Source organism: Streptomyces deserti (assembly GCF_054782695.1).
Genome location: NZ_BAAGRZ010000010.1, coordinates 76,803 through 94,016, shown reverse-complemented (window position 1 = coordinate 94,016; position 17,214 = coordinate 76,803). Strand labels below are relative to the sequence as shown.

At 69.6% G+C, this 17,214-nt stretch carries 19 protein-coding genes; 17 read left to right on the top strand and 2 right to left on the bottom strand.

Annotation, left to right across the window (positions count from 1 at the left end):
- Positions 1-218: 218 nt before the first annotated feature.
- The 14 genes from ACYVMZ_RS19060 (at position 219) to ACYVMZ_RS18995 (ending at position 11,959) form a co-directional block, all read left to right on the top strand.
- Positions 219-1,073 (top strand): hypothetical protein, encoded by an 855-nt coding sequence (locus tag ACYVMZ_RS19060; RefSeq protein WP_461081117.1) that lies wholly within the window; start codon positions 219-221, stop codon positions 1,071-1,073.
- Between the two features lie 96 nt (positions 1,074-1,169).
- Entirely contained in the window at positions 1,170-1,877 is a 708-nt protein-coding gene (cpaB, locus tag ACYVMZ_RS19055; RefSeq protein ID WP_461081115.1) for a Flp pilus assembly protein CpaB, read from the top strand.
- Positions 1,878-1,886: 9 nt separating this feature from the next.
- Positions 1,887-3,140, top strand: coding sequence for an AAA family ATPase (locus ACYVMZ_RS19050; RefSeq protein WP_461081113.1), 1,254 nt, complete (start codon positions 1,887-1,889; stop codon positions 3,138-3,140).
- 4 nt (positions 3,141-3,144) lie between these two features.
- Complete coding sequence (locus ACYVMZ_RS19045) at positions 3,145-3,537, top strand: pilus assembly protein (RefSeq protein ID WP_461081111.1); 393 nt, start codon at positions 3,145-3,147, stop codon at positions 3,535-3,537.
- A gap of 1 nt (position 3,538) precedes the next feature.
- Entirely contained in the window at positions 3,539-3,904 is a 366-nt protein-coding gene (locus ACYVMZ_RS19040; protein ID WP_461081109.1) for a TadE/TadG family type IV pilus assembly protein, read from the top strand.
- A 33-nt stretch (positions 3,905-3,937) separates the two neighbouring features.
- Positions 3,938-5,275 carry a CpaF family protein gene (locus ACYVMZ_RS19035; protein WP_461081107.1) on the top strand — a complete coding sequence of 446 codons (1,338 nt, stop codon included), beginning with the start codon at positions 3,938-3,940 and terminating at the stop codon, positions 5,273-5,275.
- A gap of 32 nt (positions 5,276-5,307) precedes the next feature.
- A complete protein-coding gene (locus ACYVMZ_RS19030) occupies positions 5,308-6,252 on the top strand; it encodes a type II secretion system F family protein (protein WP_461081105.1) in 945 nt (314 codons plus the stop codon).
- Between the two features lie 21 nt (positions 6,253-6,273).
- Positions 6,274-7,161, top strand: coding sequence for a DUF5936 domain-containing protein (locus ACYVMZ_RS19025; protein WP_461081103.1), 888 nt, complete (start codon positions 6,274-6,276; stop codon positions 7,159-7,161).
- A 29-nt stretch (positions 7,162-7,190) separates the two neighbouring features.
- Positions 7,191-8,759, top strand: a complete 1,569-nt coding sequence (locus ACYVMZ_RS19020; protein WP_461081101.1) for a sensor histidine kinase — start codon at positions 7,191-7,193, stop codon at positions 8,757-8,759.
- Between the two features lie 47 nt (positions 8,760-8,806).
- Positions 8,807-9,730, top strand: a complete 924-nt coding sequence (locus tag ACYVMZ_RS19015; RefSeq protein ID WP_461081099.1) for a response regulator — start codon at positions 8,807-8,809, stop codon at positions 9,728-9,730.
- 163 nt (positions 9,731-9,893) lie between these two features.
- Positions 9,894-10,091, top strand: coding sequence for a Flp family type IVb pilin (locus ACYVMZ_RS19010; protein WP_461081097.1), 198 nt, complete (start codon positions 9,894-9,896; stop codon positions 10,089-10,091).
- Positions 10,091-10,690, top strand: coding sequence for a pilus assembly protein TadG-related protein (locus ACYVMZ_RS19005; protein ID WP_461081095.1), 600 nt, complete (start codon positions 10,091-10,093; stop codon positions 10,688-10,690). Before ACYVMZ_RS19010 ends, ACYVMZ_RS19005 begins: the two co-directional genes overlap by 1 nt.
- Positions 10,691-10,721: 31 nt before the next feature.
- The gene (locus ACYVMZ_RS19000) at positions 10,722-11,303 is read left to right on the top strand and encodes a hypothetical protein (RefSeq protein WP_461081093.1); all 582 of its coding nucleotides are present in this window, start codon (positions 10,722-10,724) and stop codon (positions 11,301-11,303) included.
- 8 nt (positions 11,304-11,311) lie between these two features.
- Entirely contained in the window at positions 11,312-11,959 is a 648-nt protein-coding gene (locus tag ACYVMZ_RS18995) for an OmpA family protein (protein WP_461081091.1), read from the top strand.
- A 75-nt stretch (positions 11,960-12,034) separates the two neighbouring features.
- On the opposite strand, the gene ACYVMZ_RS18990 is transcribed toward ACYVMZ_RS18995, so the two are convergent.
- Entirely contained in the window at positions 12,035-12,226 is a 192-nt protein-coding gene (locus ACYVMZ_RS18990) for a hypothetical protein (protein ID WP_461081089.1), read from the bottom strand.
- A gap of 9 nt (positions 12,227-12,235) precedes the next feature.
- Positions 12,236-13,087 carry a helix-turn-helix domain-containing protein gene (locus tag ACYVMZ_RS18985; protein ID WP_461081087.1) on the bottom strand — a complete coding sequence of 284 codons (852 nt, stop codon included), beginning with the start codon at positions 13,085-13,087 and terminating at the stop codon, positions 12,236-12,238.
- Between the two features lie 265 nt (positions 13,088-13,352).
- Between ACYVMZ_RS18985 and ACYVMZ_RS18980 the strand changes: the two genes are divergently transcribed.
- From ACYVMZ_RS18980 to ACYVMZ_RS18970, 3 genes are all read left to right on the top strand, one after another.
- Positions 13,353-13,850 (top strand): ATP-binding protein, encoded by a 498-nt coding sequence (locus tag ACYVMZ_RS18980; RefSeq protein WP_461081085.1) that lies wholly within the window; start codon positions 13,353-13,355, stop codon positions 13,848-13,850.
- 238 nt (positions 13,851-14,088) lie between these two features.
- Positions 14,089-16,383: a Tox-REase-5 domain-containing protein gene (locus ACYVMZ_RS18975; RefSeq protein WP_461081083.1), complete on the top strand. Its 2,295-nt coding sequence runs from the start codon at positions 14,089-14,091 to the stop codon at positions 16,381-16,383.
- Between the two features lie 18 nt (positions 16,384-16,401).
- Positions 16,402-17,136 (top strand): Imm52 family immunity protein, encoded by a 735-nt coding sequence (locus ACYVMZ_RS18970; protein WP_461081081.1) that lies wholly within the window; start codon positions 16,402-16,404, stop codon positions 17,134-17,136.
- Positions 17,137-17,214: the final 78 nt, after the last annotated feature.

The window sequence follows — 17,214 nt, the reverse complement described above, 5'->3', positions numbered from 1 at the left end:
CTCCACCGACCGGGTGTGGATCGAGACCGGCAAGATGCTCAACCTGCCCCGATTTGACGCAACTTGTGCAACGGCAGTTGCTCACCAGCTACGGAAACGCTGTTCTCCGGTCACAGAGCCGTGGATACAGTGCTGAGGTAGTCACGCAGTGAAGTCGACGGGGTGGACCGGAGTAACGCCCGGTGGGCCGACGGGCATGGGGAAACGGGGAGCTGCGCGTGCCAACTGCCATCGCCGTGACCAGCGCCGACCTGGCGCTGCCGCCGCAGGACGAACGAACCCTGCCCGCCGTCGTGCTGCGGGACATCGACAAACGCCCGCTCGACCAGGCGCTGACCGACCTGCAGACGCTGGTCGAGCAGCACGGGCACGTCATCGTGGTGTGCTCGCAGGCCGCATCGCTCGCCGTGCGGCGGCGGCTGCACACCCTCCGGTCCCTCATGGAGAGCGACCGGATCGCCCTGTTCCGCCCGGATCTGCCCCCGCTCGGACTCGCCGTCCTGGCCCGCCAGTTACGGCAGCTCGCGTCCTGCGACCTCAGCCCCGGCGTACTCGCCTCGGCCGGCCGGCTCCTGATCCACTACATCCACTCCGGAGCCCTGCTCAACTCCGTGGCCCGGCTCGACCGCGTGCCCGTCGGCCTGAAGTCGCACGCCAAGTCCTGGGTGCCCGGCAGCCAGTTCGCCGTCCTCGCCCATCCCGCACCGCAGCTCGTCAAGCTCGGGCCCGAGGCGACCCTGACCGGGCCGGAGTTCGGCACCTGGATGCTGGTCGCCAAGGGACAGCTCCAGTCCGACTGGGTCACCACCGCCCTGGCCCCGGCCTGGAACGTGCTCGGGCTGCGCGAGGCCCCGCTGCCCGCCGAGTCCCCGCAGTGGTGGGGAACCGGCAAGCTGATCGAGTTCTGCACGTTTCTGCCCGACCTGTCGGTCCTCTACCAGCTGGTCACGTCGGTGCGGCGCGGCACCTGCCACTGGTGCGGCATCGACGTCATCGGCGACCGGTGCGTGTTCTGTTCGGCCACGCCACCCGCTCACGACAGTCAGCACGAGAACCAGGCGTCCGTCGGGTGAGTCCTGTGCACAGGGCGCGCGACGGGACCCGTGTCCCGCACCCGCCGTTCCCACCGATTCCGCTCGACCGATATCCCCAATGAGGTTGTAGGGTCCATGAACTCCCGTCAGCGCCGCGGCGTGATCCTCCTGCTCCTGTCGGTCCTGTGCGCCCTCGGCGCGTTCGCCGGCGTGCTGTCCGTCATCAACGACGTGAAGTCCAAGGTCGGCCCCGAGGTCACCGCGTACCGGCTGAAAACCGATGTGGCGCCCTACACCGCGCTCAGTACGGGCCAGTTCGAGAGGATCAAGATGCCCGAACGGTGGCTGTCGGACACCGCGGTCACCGACCTCCGCGAGATCCAGGGCAAGATCGCCGTGACCACCCTGAAGGCGGGCTCCCTGCTGCAGAGCGACATGATCGTGAACCAGCCCGCCCTGCAGCCCGGGCAACAGGAGGTCGCCATCATGATCGACGCGGCGACCGGGGTGGCGGGAAAGATCACGCCCGGTTCCACGGTCAACGTGTACGCCACCTTCGACGGAGAGCGTGAGGGTGACCCCGCTCAGTCCAAGATCATTGTAACGAACGCCAAGGTCCTCGACGTCGGCAAGCTGACCGCGCTCCAGCCCGACGACAGCAGCCGGGGCCGGCAGCCCACCGACGCCGTCCCCATCACCTTCGCGCTGTCCGCCATCGACGCCCAGCGCATCACCTACGCCGAGTCGTTCGCCCAGCGGGTCCGGCTCGCGCTGGTCGCGCCCGGCGGTGACACCACCGTCCCCGAGCAGGACCGGACGTACGAACTCGCGAAGGACAAGTGAGAGGCCCGCATGCCCACGAGGATCCTCCCGGCGGTCGGCGACGCGGACGCGGTCCGGTCCATCACGACCCTGCTCAGCCAGCTCCCCGACGCCGAGCCGGTGGCCCCGGTGGTCGACTCGACCCAGCTCATCGACACCCTCGGCCGCCTGGCCGCCGAGTCGGTCGACGAGCTGCCCGAGGTCGTCGTGGTGCACGAGCGGATCGGCCCGGTCCCCGCGCTGGAGCTGATCCGCGAAGTCGCCCTGCGCTTCCCGGCCGTGGGCGTCATCCTCGTCACCTCGGACGCCGGCCCCGGCCTCTTCCAGGCCGCCATGGACTACGGCGCCCGGGGTCTCGTCGCCCTCCCCCTGAGCTACGAGGAACTGGCCAGCCGCGTCCAGGCGGTTGCCCAGTGGTCCGTCGGCGTACGACGTCACCTGGGCTCCGGCGGCGACGTGTTCACCGGCGTCGGAGGCACCGTCGTCACGGTCAGCGGGGCGAAGGGCGGCGTGGGGGCGACCCTGACGGCGATCCAGATCGCACTCGCCGCCCAGGCCTCGGGCCGCGGCACCGCGCTGGTGGACATGGACCTCCAGACGGGGGATGTCGCCTCCTATCTGGATGTCCAGTTCCGCCGCTCCGTGGTGGACCTGGCGACGATCACGGACATCTCCCCGCGGGTGCTCGCCGACGCGGTCTTCCGCCACGACACGGGGCTGACGCTGCTGCTCGCCCCCGGCGAGGGCGAACGCGGCGAGGACGTCACCGACCGCGCCGCCCGCCAGATCATCAGCGCCCTGCGCTCCCGCTACGAGGTCGTCGTCATCGACTGCGGCGCCCAGCTGAGCGGGGCGGGCGCGGCGGCCGTGGAGATGGCCGACACGGCCCTGCTGGTCACCACCCCGGACGTGGTCGCCGTACGGGGCGCCAAACGGGCGGTGCGCATGTGGGACCGGCTGCAGATCCGCAAGGCGGAGGAGACCACGGTGGTCGTCAACCGCCACACCCGCGGTACGGAGATCCAGCCGCCCCTCATCCAGAAGATCACCGGCACGGCGGTCGCGGCCACCGCGATCCCCGCCCACTTCAAGGAACTGCAGAGCGTCGTGGACGCGGGCCGTGTCCACGAACTGGAGAGCAAGAGCACGGTGAAGCAGGCCCTGTGGGGCCTGGCGGGCGAACTGGGACTGGTCAAGGCCCCCGAGGGCGCCCAGAAGACGGGCAGGTTCCGCAGCGACCGCGGCTCGGTGAGCTTCCGGCGGCGCAGGGAGGGAGGGGGATGACCAGATGAGCATGCGGGCCCTCTTGGGGCGAGAGCGGGACCGGGGCCAGGTCACCATCGAGTTCCTCGGCATGACCCCGACGATCATCGTGACGCTGGTGGTGCTGTGGCAGCTCGTGCTCGTGGGATACACGTTCACGCTCGCGGGGAATGCTGCCGACGAGGCGGTACGGGCGGGCACGGCGGTGGCACCGGGCGAGCGGAACGGCGCGTGCCAGGCCGCGGGGCTCGAGCACCTGTCGGGGGCGTGGAGGGGGAGCGCTGAGGTGACCTGCGGTGGCTCCGGCTATGTGACGGCCGACGTGAGACTCCAGGTCCCCGTCCTCTTCCCGGGCTCGGTGAACTTCCCCTTCGAGGTGACCGGCCACGCGGGCGCGGTCGAGGAGGAGACGGACTGAGATGCCGTACGACCGTGCAGACCGGGCAAGGCGCGACCGCGGTCAGGTCGCCATCGAGTACCTCGGCTTCCTGCCGATCCTGCTCCTCGTCGCCATGGCCGCCGTACAGCTGGGGCTGATCGCGTACACCGCGCAGCAGGCGGGGACGGCGGCGCGGGCGGGGGCGCGGAGCGCCTCGCTGGACGGGCCGTACGGGCAGGACTGCCAGAACGCGGTCAGTGGCTGGCTGGCGGACGGGACGTCCTGCTCCGGCGCGGAGTCGGGCGACGCGGTCACGGTCACCGCCACGGTGGACATCCCGTCCCTCGTCCCCGGCTGGGACTTCGACCCGGCGCGCAAGACCGCCACCATGCCGCTCGACCACTGAGCCCTTCCCGTACGAACGAGGAGCACCGGACCCATGAGCCTGCGGGCACGTATCAACTCCCCCGAGGAGAACGGCAGCCGGGGCGAGGACGGCCACCTGGTCGCCTCCTACCGGGCCAAGCTCCTGGAGGAGATCGACCTCGCGGAGATGAGTTCGCTGGCCGCGGCCGAGCGCAGGGCGCGGCTGGAGCGGGTGCTCGGGCACATCATCAGCCGCGAGGGCCCGGTCCTGTCGACGGTGGAGCGCTCGCAGCTGATCCGCAGAGTCGTCGACGAGGCGCTGGGCCTCGGCATACTGGAGCCGCTGCTCGAAGACGCGTCCATCACGGAGATCATGGTGAACGGGCCGGACGCCATCTTCGTGGAGCGGGGCGGCCGGGTCGAGCAGCTGCCCCTGAGGTTCGCCTCGAACGACCAGCTCATGCAGACGATCGAGAGGATCGTCTCGACGGTCAACCGGCGGGTCGACGAGTCCAACCCGATGGTCGACGCCCGCCTCCCCTCCGGCGAGCGCGTCAACGTCATCATCCCGCCGCTGTCCCTGACCGGCGCGACATTGACGATCCGCCGATTTCCCCGTTCCTTCACGCTCCAGGAGCTGATCGGCCTCGGCTCGCTCGACGAGCACATGCTGTACCTGCTGGCGGGCCTGGTGCGGGCGAAGTTCAACGTCATCGTGTCGGGTGCGACGGGCACCGGCAAGACCACGCTGCTGAACGCCCTGTCCGGGCTCATCCCCGAGGGCGAACGCATCATCACCATCGAGGACTCGGCCGAACTCCAGCTCCAGCAGGCCCACGTGATCCGCCTGGAGTCGCGCCCGCCGAACGTCGAGGGAAAGGGCCAGGTCACCATCCGCGACCTGGTCCGCAACTCGCTGCGGATGCGCCCCGACCGCATCGTCGTCGGCGAGGTCCGCGGCGGCGAGTCGCTGGACATGCTGCAGGCCATGTCGACCGGCCACGACGGCTCCCTGGCCACGGTCCACGCCAACAGCGCCGAGGACGCCCTGATGCGCCTGCAGACCCTCGCCTCCATGTCGGACGTGGAGGTTCCCTTCGTGGCGCTGCACGACCAGATCAACAGCGCGGTGGACGTCATCGTCCAGCTCACCCGCTTCGCCGACGGCGCGCGCCGCATCACCGAGGTCGCCCTGCTCGACAGCCACGGCAGCGACCCGTACCGCCTGGTCACCGTCGCCCGCTTCAACGCCCGGCCGATGGCCCCCGACGGCCGCATCTACGGCGCCTTCGAGTACTTCCCGCTGCCGCGCCGCACCGCCGACCGCCTCTACATGGCCAGCCAGCCCATCCCCCAGGCCTTCGGCGTCGCCCAGTCCGCGGACCAGCTGGCCACCAGAGAAGCCAGGTAAGAGAAGCCAGGCAGGAGAAGAGAGCCGTCCCCATGGAACTGCCCACGCTCATCACGCTCACCACCGGCATCACGCTGCTGACCTGCGTCCTCGCGGTCGTGGGTGTGCACTCCTACGCCATGGGCAAGGCCCAGCGCCAGGCGCTGGTGGACCGCCTGTCGGCCACCGGCCGGCTCCCGGCCGCCGGCCGCCGGCGTCACTTCCCCGCCCTCGACCGCCGCCTGCGCCGCACCCGGCTCGGCAAGAAGCTGGAGCTGCGCCTGGCGGCCACCGGCCTGGACATCACCCCGGGCGAGTTCTTCGTCTGCATGCTCGCCACGGTCGCCGGCCTGTGGCTGGTCGGCCAGGCGGCCCTGGCCCCCTTCTTCGGCCCGTTGGCCGGACTGCTGGGCATCTGGGTGGCGGTGCAGTTTCTCAACTGGCAGCGTCAGAAACGCATCGAGAAGTTCATCAACCAGCTCCCCGAACTGGCCCGCATCCTGGCCAACGCCACCCAGGCCGGTCTCGCCCTGCGCACCGCCATCGGCATGGCGGCCGAGGAGCTGGAGGCACCGGCCGGTGAGGAACTCGGCAAGGTGTCCGACCAGTTGGCCCTCGGCGCGTCCATGGACGACGCCCTGAGCGAACTGGCCGACCGGCTCCCCTCCCGCGAACTGGTCGTCCTCGTCACCACGCTGGTCCTGTCCAACCGGGCGGGCGGCCAGGTGGTCAGCGCCCTGCGGAACCTGACGGAGACCCTGGAGGAGCGCAAGGAGACCCGGCGCGAGGTGCGCACCCAGCTGTCCCAGGTCAGCATGACGTCGTACGCGGTGCCCGTGCTCGGAGTCGGCTCCCTGTTCCTGATGAACGGCGTCAAGGACGGCGCCCTGGAGCGCATGACCGGTTCCCCGGTCGGCCAGGCGGCCGTGATCACCGCCTTCGCCCTCTACGCCGTCGGCTTCCTCCTCATCCGCCGCCTGTCCCGCATCGACGTCTGAGAAGGCCGGGGAGGACATCCGATGGGACTTCTGCTCGCACTGGTCATGGGCCTCAGCGTCTGGGGCGTCTTCGCCGGCATCCGCATGTACCGGGCCGAGACCAAACTCCCCGGCGATCTCGCCCTGGCCCTGGAGATCGGCTCCACCCGCACCGGCGCGGTCGACTCCCTGATCGACCGCCTGGGCATGCGGTACGCGCCCGCCGTCCTGCGCCTGATGGGCCCCAAACAGGTGGCCAAGTACCGTCGCAAGATCGACCTGGCGGGGAATCCCGGCGGCCTGACGATCGACCGTTACGCGGCCCGGAGGGCGGTGTACGGCTTCCTGGGCGGCCTCGGCTTCCTCGTCTTCCTGATGCGGGGCCAGCTGCTCGTGGCCCTGCTCCTGCTCGCCTTCGGCGCGTTCTGGACCGAGGTCGGCATCTGGTCGGCCATCCGCATCCGCAAGGACGAGATCGAACGGACCCTGCCCGACTTCCTCGACGTCCTGGCGGTCGTGGTGAGCGCGGGCCTGGGCTTCCGCCAGGCCCTGGACCGGGTCGCGTCGAAGTACGAGGGCCCCTGGGCGGACGAACTCCGCATCACCCTGCGCCAGATGGACCTCGGCATGAGCCGCCGCCAGGCCTTCGCCGAGCTGCGGCGCAGGAACGACTCCGAGCAGGTCGCGATGTTCGTGACGGCGTTGCAGCAGGGCGAGGAGCTCGGCGCGCCGATCGTCGACACGCTGGTGTCCCTCGCGAAGGACATGCGCCGTACGGACGCACAGAACGCCCGCCGCAAGGCCGCCCGCGCGGTCCCCAAGGCCACCATGATGATCACCACGTTCATGGTCCCGGCCACGATGATCCTCCTCGGCGCCGGCCTGATCCTCGGCTCCGGCACCGACTTCGGCTCGATCACCGGCGAGTAGAGAGGGGCGGGTGAGGGCGGGTGAGGACCATGCCGACGACGAAGGAGCGAGCCGGGTTGCGGCGCCGCCGCCCGACGGCTCCGGAGATCACCACCCCACCGGCGGGGACGGTCCTGCCGGCCCACGTCAGGACGGGCGCGCCGGACATCCCGGTGACGTCGGTGACACCGGCGCTGCCGCCGGGATGGGAGCGGGCGGAGGGGGTGTCGCCGGGGGTGCCGGTCGCGATGCCCCACGACGAGCGGACAGCCGCAGACGGAGAGGCAGCCCCACAAGGGCCACCCGCACCCGACGACGAAAGCCGCACGAGCACTGCGGATGGGCACCCGAACCCGGCCGAAGGCCGGGTACCCCCCAACCCACCCGCGCCCGCCCTCACCCTCCAGGTGAACGCCCTCCAGGCCATGTGCCGCCAGGTCTTCGGCTTCCGCCTGGCCATGATCGCCCTCGCCGCCCCCGCCGCCCTCCTCAACGCCGCCCCCGGCCTCGGCGTCCGCCTGGTGGCCGCGGCGGTCGTCGTCACGTTCATGGTCTCGTACGTCCTCTTCCGCGACTGGGAACGCTTCGGCCCCCTCCTCCTGCGTCACCCCACGCTCCTGGCGGTCGACACCCTCTTCGGCTCACTGCTGCTGATCTCGGCGGGCCCGGACACCACGCTGGCCTACGTCAGCGTCTGCACCCCTCTCCTCTCCGGCATCGTCTACGGCTGGCGGGGAGCGGCCTGCTTCGCCTCCCTGCAGTCGGTGATCCTCCTGCTGGTCTACGCGAGCCGGGAGGACGTGAACACGACCGTCGCGGAGGCCTCCCTCCTCCCCGGCCTGTGCATCATCGCCGGAGCCGTGGGGTCCAGCCTCCGCGGCCTGATGCTCCGCTTCGGCGAGGCCACCCAGGCCCTGACCACCGTCCAGGCCCGCCTCGCCGTGACGGAGGCGATCGGCGCGGAACGCGCCCGCCTGGCCCGCGAGATGCACGACTCGGTGGCGAAAACCCTGCACGGCGTGGCCCTGGCCGCCGACGGCCTGGCCGGCTCCGCGGGCGCGGACCACATCAACCCCACCCTGGTCAGGCAACAGGCCGAACTGGTGGCCCGCTCGGCCCGCCGCGCAGCGGCCGAATCCCGCGAACTCCTGGCCGACCTGCGCCGCGAGTCCGACCCGGACCAGGGCACGGACGTCCTGGCCGAACTCGCCGCCCGCACCCACGACTTCAACACCCGAACCGGCCTGCCGGCGCACTACCACCCCACAGGCGAACACGCGGTCCCGCCCGTCCCACCCGCCGTGGCCCGCCAACTCCTCACCATCACCTCGGAAGCCATGGAGAACGCCCACCGCCACGCGGCACCCACCCACGTCGATGTCCGCGCAGGCGTCCACGGCGACCTGCTGCGCATCAGCGTCTACGACGACGGCCGCGGCCTCCCGCCCGGCACCACCCTCGAACACCTCCGCAGAGCAGGCCACTTCGGCCTGGTCGGCATGGTCGAGCGGGCCGCCTCGGTGGGCGCCCGCATCCGCATCGGCCGAGGCGGCCACCCCAAGGGCACGGAGGTTCGCCTGGACCTCCCGCTGGCCGCCCTCACGACACCTGGCGTTTGAACCAGTACGCAGCACTCGTCCCCTACGACACGAGAGGAGGCCGCCCGATGCAGGACCAGGACCACCACCGCACGACACGCCACCCAGGCGGCCAGCAACCACCACCGCCGCCCCCGTTCGACGCCTACCCACCGCCCCCGCTCGCCCCTTCGACCCCCCTCCGGGTCGTGGTCGCGGACGACAACCCGGTCGTCCGGGCCGGCCTCACCGCGCTGCTCTCCGGCCGCGCGGACATCACGGTCGTAGCGGAGGCGGCAGACGGCCGCCAGGCCTGCGAGGCGGCCCACCGGCACTGCCCCGACGTGGTCCTCCTGGACGTCCGCATGCCGGGCGTGGACGGCATCTCGGCACTGCCGTACCTCGTCCGGATCGCCCCGGTGATGATGCTGACGTACAGCAGGGAGTCGGAGATCGTCCAGGAAGCCCTCCGCCGAGGAGCGGGCGGCTACCTGGTCCACGGCGAGTTCACCGCGGACCAACTGGTCGCGGCGATCAGGGACATCAAACAGGGCAGGCCCCACTTCACCCCCACCGCGGCGGGCGCGTTGCTGGCCCAACTCCGCCAGGCGCCCGTGGCACCGGACGCTGCCCCACTCCCCGAGGGCCTGGGCCAGTCGAATGCGACTGCACACACCAACCATGACCCAATCTCCTTACGGCAACCGACTTCTTCAAAAGTGCTTTCGCAACTGCAACCAGATATGGGACAGTCGTCGTCAGGATGGACGAGGGGCCGTCCGGCCGCTGTCGACAGGTCGCGGTTCCAGCTGAGCACCAGGGAGGCGGAGATCATGGACCTCATCGCGTCCGGCATGACCAACCAGCAGATCGCCGCCACCTGCTTCATCAGCGAGAAGACGGTCAAGAACCACATCAACCGCATCTTCGCCAAACTCCACAGCACCAGCCGCTCCGAAGCCGCGGCCAAGTGGCTCGGCACGGCACCGGGTTCGGGGCGAGGGGTGGGGTGACCTCCGGTGACGGCAAGGGGGAGCAGGAGCGGGAGCAGGACACGGCGGGTCTGGGTCCGCCTTTGGGCCCGGGATTGGGCCCTGGGGCCCTCTGGGAGGCGGGGTGTTCGGCCCTACGGTGCTGGGGACGAGACCGGCATCGCCGAACCCGGAGGGGAACACCATGAGCAACTGGACCAACACCACGGTCGCGTACCTGCAGGCCCGCGCTGCCCGGGACGACAAGGGGCAGACGGCGGTGGAGTACCTGGGGATCATTGCGGTGGTTGTGGCGATCGTGTTGGCGATCACGGGGACGGACATCGGGCAGTCGATCTTCAATGCGATCACCGACAAGATCACCGAGGTTACCGGCGGCTGATGCGGCTCCGCAGGTACGGCGACGCAGGGCAGGCCTTCCCCATCTACATCACGGTGGTGGGCGGCCTGCTCTTCCTCGCGTTCGCCTACTTTGCGGTCGGCCAGGCCGCGGTCAATCGGAACGGCGCCCAGACAGCCGCTGATGCGGCTGCCCTCGCGGCGGCCCAGGACACCCGGGACCAGCTTGCGGGCCAGTGGCTCGAGGACGTGCTCGACCCGGCCAAGTGGCAGGACATCTTCGACGGCGACGTTGCGGTGCTGGACGGTTGTGGACGTGCGGCCCAGCTCGCGGCGCAGAACGATGCGCAGCTGGATGCCGCTGCCGGTGGCTGCTTGCCGCAGACGCCCCTTCGCTACACGGTCCACGTCAAGAGCAACGAACCCGTTGGTGAATCAATCGTCCCTGGTACCGAGGACAAGTACTCGCATGCGTCTGCTTCCGCTGTGATCGAACCTCGCTGCGAGCTCCCCGGCGAGGACGCAGGAGACGGCGTACTGCCGCAACTCACCTGCGGGGGCGAGACCTGGGACCTGGACCCGGACGACCTCACTGATCTCCCCGGACCTGAGGACCTCTTCGACGTCCATCTGGCCGACTGACAAGCGAACGACGAGTGAAGGAAGCAGAGTCATGAGCATTCGGTTCACCGCGAAGGCCCGTAGGGGGATGGTCGCGTTGACCGTTGCGGCCGGACTGGCCCTCGGTGTGGCCGGCTGCGGCGGGGGAGGCGATGACGACAAGAAGCCGAATCCTTCGGCGTCGGCCTCCCAGAACAGTGGATCCCAGCCGAGTGCTCAGGAAGGCGAGTCGGAACAGCCCTTGGCCGAGTCGAGGGGGCCCAACGGCCTGCTGCTTCAGATCACCTCGGCCAAGCGGGACTCGGGCGGCTTCGTCACAGTGAACGGGAACTTGAAGAACGACAGCGGCAAATCGCTGACGATCCCGGCGCAGCTCAGCGGCAATGAGACCGAGATCATTAGGAATGGGCGCTCGTTGGGCGGGGCCACATTGGTGGACTCCAAGGGGAAGAAGCGCTACTACGTCCTTCGCGACACTGACGGCCGACCCCTCACCACGACTGGTATCACGACCGTCAAGTCAGGCGAGTCAGTCCCGGTCTTCATGCAGTTCCCCGCACCGCCCGCCGAAACCACTGAAGTAACCTTCCAACTCCCCATGTTGGCCTCGGCCACCATCACGATCTCCGGGTGAGGCCGGTCATGACGCGAATTCACACCCGCCCGGTGTCCCCACGCCTCACCCTGACCCTTACCGCCGCCACCGTCATGGTCGCCACCAACATCTGCGGCGCGGCGGTGGCTCACGCCGACGAGAGCCCCAGCGTGCCACCCGGAACGGAGGCGACGGCCGCCGCACCGGTCAAGGTCGACCGCAACGACCCGGACCTGAAGCTCCCGGACGGAGCCACCCTCGCCGAACCCAAGGTTCTGGACATCAAGTCGGTCGTCGAAGACCAAAGCGGCGAAGAACGCCGCGAAGACACCAACGCCGACGTCAAATTCGCCCTCCAGGCCGAGGTCCTCTTCAGCAAGGACAGCGCGAAACTCAGCGCCCAGGCGAAGGCCCGTATCTCCGCCATCGCCGAGGAGATCAACGCCCAGAACGCAACGAAGGTCCGTGTCTTCGGCTTCACGGACAACCTCGGCTCCTCCGCCCACGGCGACGTCCTGTCCCGCCAGCGCGCCAACGCCGTCCACAACGTCCTGGACCAGGAGCTGAACGACTCCAACGTCACCTATGAGGTGCGCGGTTACGGAGAGCAGTACCCGATCGCCGACAACTCGACCGAGTCGGGCCGCAAGAAGAACCGCCGGGTGGAGGTGTCCTTCCCGCGCACGGAGAACTGAGCCACCCCGGCGGTCGGCCTACGCGGATGCCATCTGGCAGGTTGCTGCGGACGGCCCCAGCAGCAACCCCGCCGACTACAGAAGGTGATCCGCCTTGCCGGCCTTGATGTCCCGGATGAGTGCGCGGAGGGCGTCGTGGCTGTCGGTGAGGTAGCGGTCCTCCTGTCCGGCGACGGCGATGTAGGCGTTGCCTTCGAGGTCGGTGCCTATGCGAAAGCAGTTGGCGCCCTCGGCGCAGTAGGGCTCTTCCCAGGTGATCTCAGCCATGGTGGCTCCTCAGTACTGGCGGGCGATGTCGCGGATGAAGTCTCGGGACTCGCTGGGCGAGAGCGAAACGGCCTCCATCCAGTCCAAGTGGGCACGGTACTTGTCGAGTTGTGCCTGGCCGTGAGCGAACTCCGGACCGTGGGCGGAGTCCAGCTCAACAGTGTCCAGTTGAGGCACGGGACCTTCGGCGTACACCACTGGTTGGCCGGCTCCTGGAAGTGTTCCGGCTTTGAAGGGGATCACGCGCACGTGGACGTTGTCATGCTCGGACACGTCGCAGAGGTGCTCCAACTGCACGCGCATCACCTTGGGCCCACCGGACTCCACGCGCAGGGCGGCCTCGTGCACGTATCCGACGTATGTGATCGGCTGATCGCGGTACAGCACCTGCTGCCGTTGCAGCCGAAGGGCCACGCGCAACTCGATCTCCGCTGCTGACAGGGGCGGCAGCGCGGCGCCGAACAGGGTGCGGGCGTATCCATCGGTCTGGAGCAGGCCTGGCACGATCACGGTCACGCCCGTGCGCACGGCCTTCGCGTGCCACTCCAGTTCGGCGATGTCGAGGAGTCCTGCGGGGAGTTGACCGCGGTACACCTCCCACCAGCCCCGCGTGCGATCCCCCGCCATGGCGGCAAGGGCTTCGACGTAAGCCTCGTCTCGGCACGAGTAGTTGCAGGCGAGTGTGCGAACCCGATCCGGGGTGATGGCTCGCACCCCGGCTTCGATGTTGGAGATCTTCGCCCTGTCGAGGCCCAGCAGCCCTGCGGCGTACTCCGTGGATACCTCTGCTGCGACACGCATCTTCCGCAGCTCGGCACCCAGTCGCTTCTGGCGTGCGGTGGGGGTCGACCTTGGTGGCATGGGTCAGGTTCCTCCAGTGTTGTGGCGCAAGTCTGCCCGCCGATCGGCCGGTTGGTCCACTGAGTTGGTGGCAACTTAGCTGAACGAGTGGCAATAGGCCACCGCACTCCTCTACAGTCAGTGACAGATTGATTACGCCGCGCCGCCCGGAAGTGCATCACGCGAGCCTGCCCGCAAGCTCCTGCCCTGGGAGAGGTGGGCCCGCGTCAGGGAGACGAGCCACCGGTGTCGCGACCCGAACCGCTCACTAGCCAGGGGAGTTGCCATGCCCGCAACCGTGACGCTCTGCCCGACCTCCACCCCGGACCTGCCCTCCACACCACCCACCCCAGAAACCCTCTCCTACAGCCTCACACTCCCCGCCGCCCCGCACACCCCGTCGATCGCACGCGCAGCGACCCGCACCGCCCTGCGAGTCCACGGCCTTGAGGACGTGACGGACGCCGCGGTCCAGGTGGTCAGTGAACTGGCATCGTGCGCGTGCCGTGTCAGCCCCGCCGGCGAGGTCTACGTATCGCTCCGCTACCGGGACGGTGCCCTACGCGTGATCCTCTACGACGGCCATCCCCGCCACACCCATCCCCGCCTCGCCTCGGCCTGTGACGCGCGCCGCCGGGCCGCCCTGCGGGTGCTGGCCTGCGTGGTGAAGGCCTGCGGTGGCGACTGGGGCTTCGGGGACGCCCGGGAGCCCGGCGGCGGTACGCGGATGTGGGCGGTGCTGCCGCGCGAGGGCGCCAGGGCCTACCTGGGCGGACAGCTCTAGAGCCATACGGCCGCCCTGGGCCCCAAGTGATCACCGGCCCACCCGCCCTCTACCCAGCAGGAATGGGCGTCGATTTGGGCCCTCGGGCCCATGCCGTGCCGTCGGCGCCTCCCTAACCTCAGGACTTCCAGGCGGAGTGCGGAGTCAGAACGGGACGGGGGCCGCCGGGAGTTGTTCAGGCCTGTTCGACGCGTGCCCGGCAACGCCCTACCCCTACTCGGAGTTGAGGAGGCGGGGCATGGCCTCGATCGGGGGAATACCGGAGTTCGGAGTGGCGGGGCCGGCAGGGCAGGGCAGTGGGCGCCGGGGCATGCCCCGGACCCTCGCCTCGGCCCTCGTCCTCGTCCACACCCTGTTCGCGGTCACCGTCGTGGGCGGTGCGGGCCTGCTCCTCACGGCGTCGTCGGTGGACGCGGTGGACGCCGGACTGCTCGCACAGGTGGCGTACGCGGCCGCGCCCGGCGTGCTCGGCTGGTGGCTGGCCCGCCGTAGCTGGGAGGGCGGGGTCAGGATCTGGGGCGGGCTGATCGCCGTACAGGCGTGGCTGATGCTCGGCTCGGTCGGGAATATTGCCGAGGGTTCGGCCAGGGGCTTCACCCAACTCCTCCTCCCCCTGCTGATCCTGGTCTTCCTGACCCGGCCGGAGAGCCGCGCCTGGTACCGCTCCCCGGCGCCGGACAGGCAGGAACGCCGTCCCTTCTCCCTGGCCCGGATGATCCGCTGGCGTCAGGACGAGGGACAGACGGCGGTGGAGTACGCCGGGCTGGTGGCCGTGGTCGCGGCGATCATCGTCGCGCTACTGGTCAGCGGTCTGGGGACACAGATATTCACCGGCCTTCAGTCGGCCGTGTGCGAGGTCACCGGTACGGCGTGCCCGGCGGAGCCGGGGAACGGCGACGACGAGGTTCAGGCCGGGGACGGCACGGACGGGACCGACGGTGAGGGGACCGACGGTGGCGCGGCGGCCGGCCAGGAGATCGGCGGCCAGGGCAACAGGAACGGTGGCACTACTGGCGGCGGCGCCAACGGCGGCACAGGCGGCAACGGGTCCGCCGATCAGGGCACCGGCGGATCCGGCGCGGCCTCGCAGGGCAGCAGCGGCGACTCGGGCCAAGGGACCGATGAGGAAACCGGCGACGACCCTGAAACGGCCGCCGAAGAAGGGAGTGGCGGCGCGGGCTCTGGTGACGACGAGGGTGGCGACGAAGGCTGCACCTCCGGCGTAGGGGCCTTCTTCGGCTGTGTGGGGGACCAGTTCAAGCAGGTGGGGCAGGGCCTGTTCGTCGACGGCGTCTGGGGTGACGTCACGGGCATCTGGGACACGGTCACCAACCCGGGCGAGATGTGGGAGGGCCTGAAGGACTACGGCAGCTCGCTGGGCGACCAGTGGTCCGAGGACGCCAAGGACGCAGGCGAGAAGTGGGAGAACGGCGACTACTTCGACGCGCTCACCGACTGGGGCGGCGCGTCGTGGAACACGGGCGTCAAGGTCCTGGACGACACGTTCGTGGGCGACGAGGTCCGCGACCAGTGGAACAACGGCCAGAAAACCCGCGCGGTCACCAACGTCGTCTGGAACGTCGGCTCGCTCTTCATCCCCGGCTACGGCGAAGCCAAGGTCGTCCAGAAGCTGGGCAAGCTGGGCAAGCTGGGCAAGCTGGGCAAGGCGGGCGAGTTGACCGACGCGGCCGCCAAGGCGGCGGAGGACGCCCGTAAGGCAGCCAAGGCGGGTGACGTCGAGGGTGCGGAGAAAGCCGCGAAGGAGGCTGACGAGGCGGCAGACGCTGCCGAGAAGGAGGCCAGGGAATCAGGCTGCACCCTCGCCGCACGCCGCCGTACCGCCCCGTACATCGTCGATCCGGGCCTCACCGGCTCGTCCGGCACCGGAACGACGGTCATCGCCGCTGGGCCTTCCGGCTCGCCGTATGTCGTACTCGCCGAGGGGAGTTGCGACGAAGAGGCCAAGCAGCGGGCGGAAGAGGCCCGCGAAAAGGCCGACGAGGCGGAGCAGGCCGAGAGGGAGGCCAAGCGGGAGGCCGAGCGGAAGCGGCTGGCGAAGCTGCCGAAGCCGTCCTGGCACAAGGACCTGAAGAATCCGCGTGCCGGGACCAAGGACGGCGGCGACGGGCTGTGGAAGCCCAAGAAGGCCGACACGTACTCCTATCCCCAGGAAATGGGGGCTCGCTACCAGGAACAGGTTTCCGGGGTGAAGCGGGGCAAGGAATACCAGGTGCCGCTTGACAAGTTCGACGGCAAGCCGGTCGACTTCGACGGCTGGAACTCCAACACCGGCACCTATATCGAGACCAAATGGGGTTACAAGGGTGAGCGTTTCTACAACAAGGAGACGGGTGAGCTCACCAGGACTGCAGAGAACAGGTGGGTGAAGCAGGCCAACAGACAGCTCGACGCCGCCCGGGGAAAGCCCGTCGTGTGGCATTTCTCCGACCCGGACGTGGCCAGGGCGGCCAAGGAGATGTTCGCGGACAGGGGGATCAGGGTTAAGGTCGTGCACACGCCGGTCAAGGAATGACGTGGGAAGGTGATGACGGTGCTCAAGCTGGTCGTCAACGGCGCTTGGGGCGTACGGCCGGAGGGAGTTGAGCAGCTTGCCGAGCGGTGGCTGGCCTTTCTCACCGCCCTGGAAGGCATCGCCGGGCCCTCCTTCGGGGGCTGGCACGAGGCCACGGAGGATGACAGCACGGCGCCCCTGCTGTCGCCTTCTGCGGCGTCCTTGGCCGACTATCTCCTGAGGGAGAACCCGGAATCCGATGCCGACCGGATTGGTTACACCACGTCACTGTGGTCAGCCGGGCCGGGAATGCCGGAACTCGTCGTGAGTGTGACCGCCGGCGGAACTTCGCCGTACGTCACCCATTCCTGCGCGGTGCGAATGCGTTCGCGTGAACTGGACGAGTCCGCACCCGTGGCCCGACGCTCTCCGGAGATCCTGCGGGCTCTTGCGGACTGCTGGGATGTCGACTGGGGTCAGGTCTACACCCGTGAGGAGTACGAAGCGGTCGAAGAGGAGTTCGGCCTGGAAGTCCCGGATCCCCGGTGCTGCCGTGCCGTTTATCTCTCAGCCACACGCACCCGGTCGGTCCCTGACGACCTTCCGGGCCGGCCTGCCGTGACCGATACCAGGCACGGCGGGCTGTTGATCGACCTGACCAGCAACGGCACACAGACCCCTGACCTCAAAACGATCCTCGATGCCAACAGGGCGCTGCGAGCGGCAGGCGCACTGGCTCCGCTGCCGGAACCGTACGACCGGGCCAAGCTCTGAACGACTCGGCGCCGCCGGAGGCCGGGGAGCCGGCCGGGAAGGGCCTGGAGGAGTAGCCACGCGTCCCGCCGTACGGCG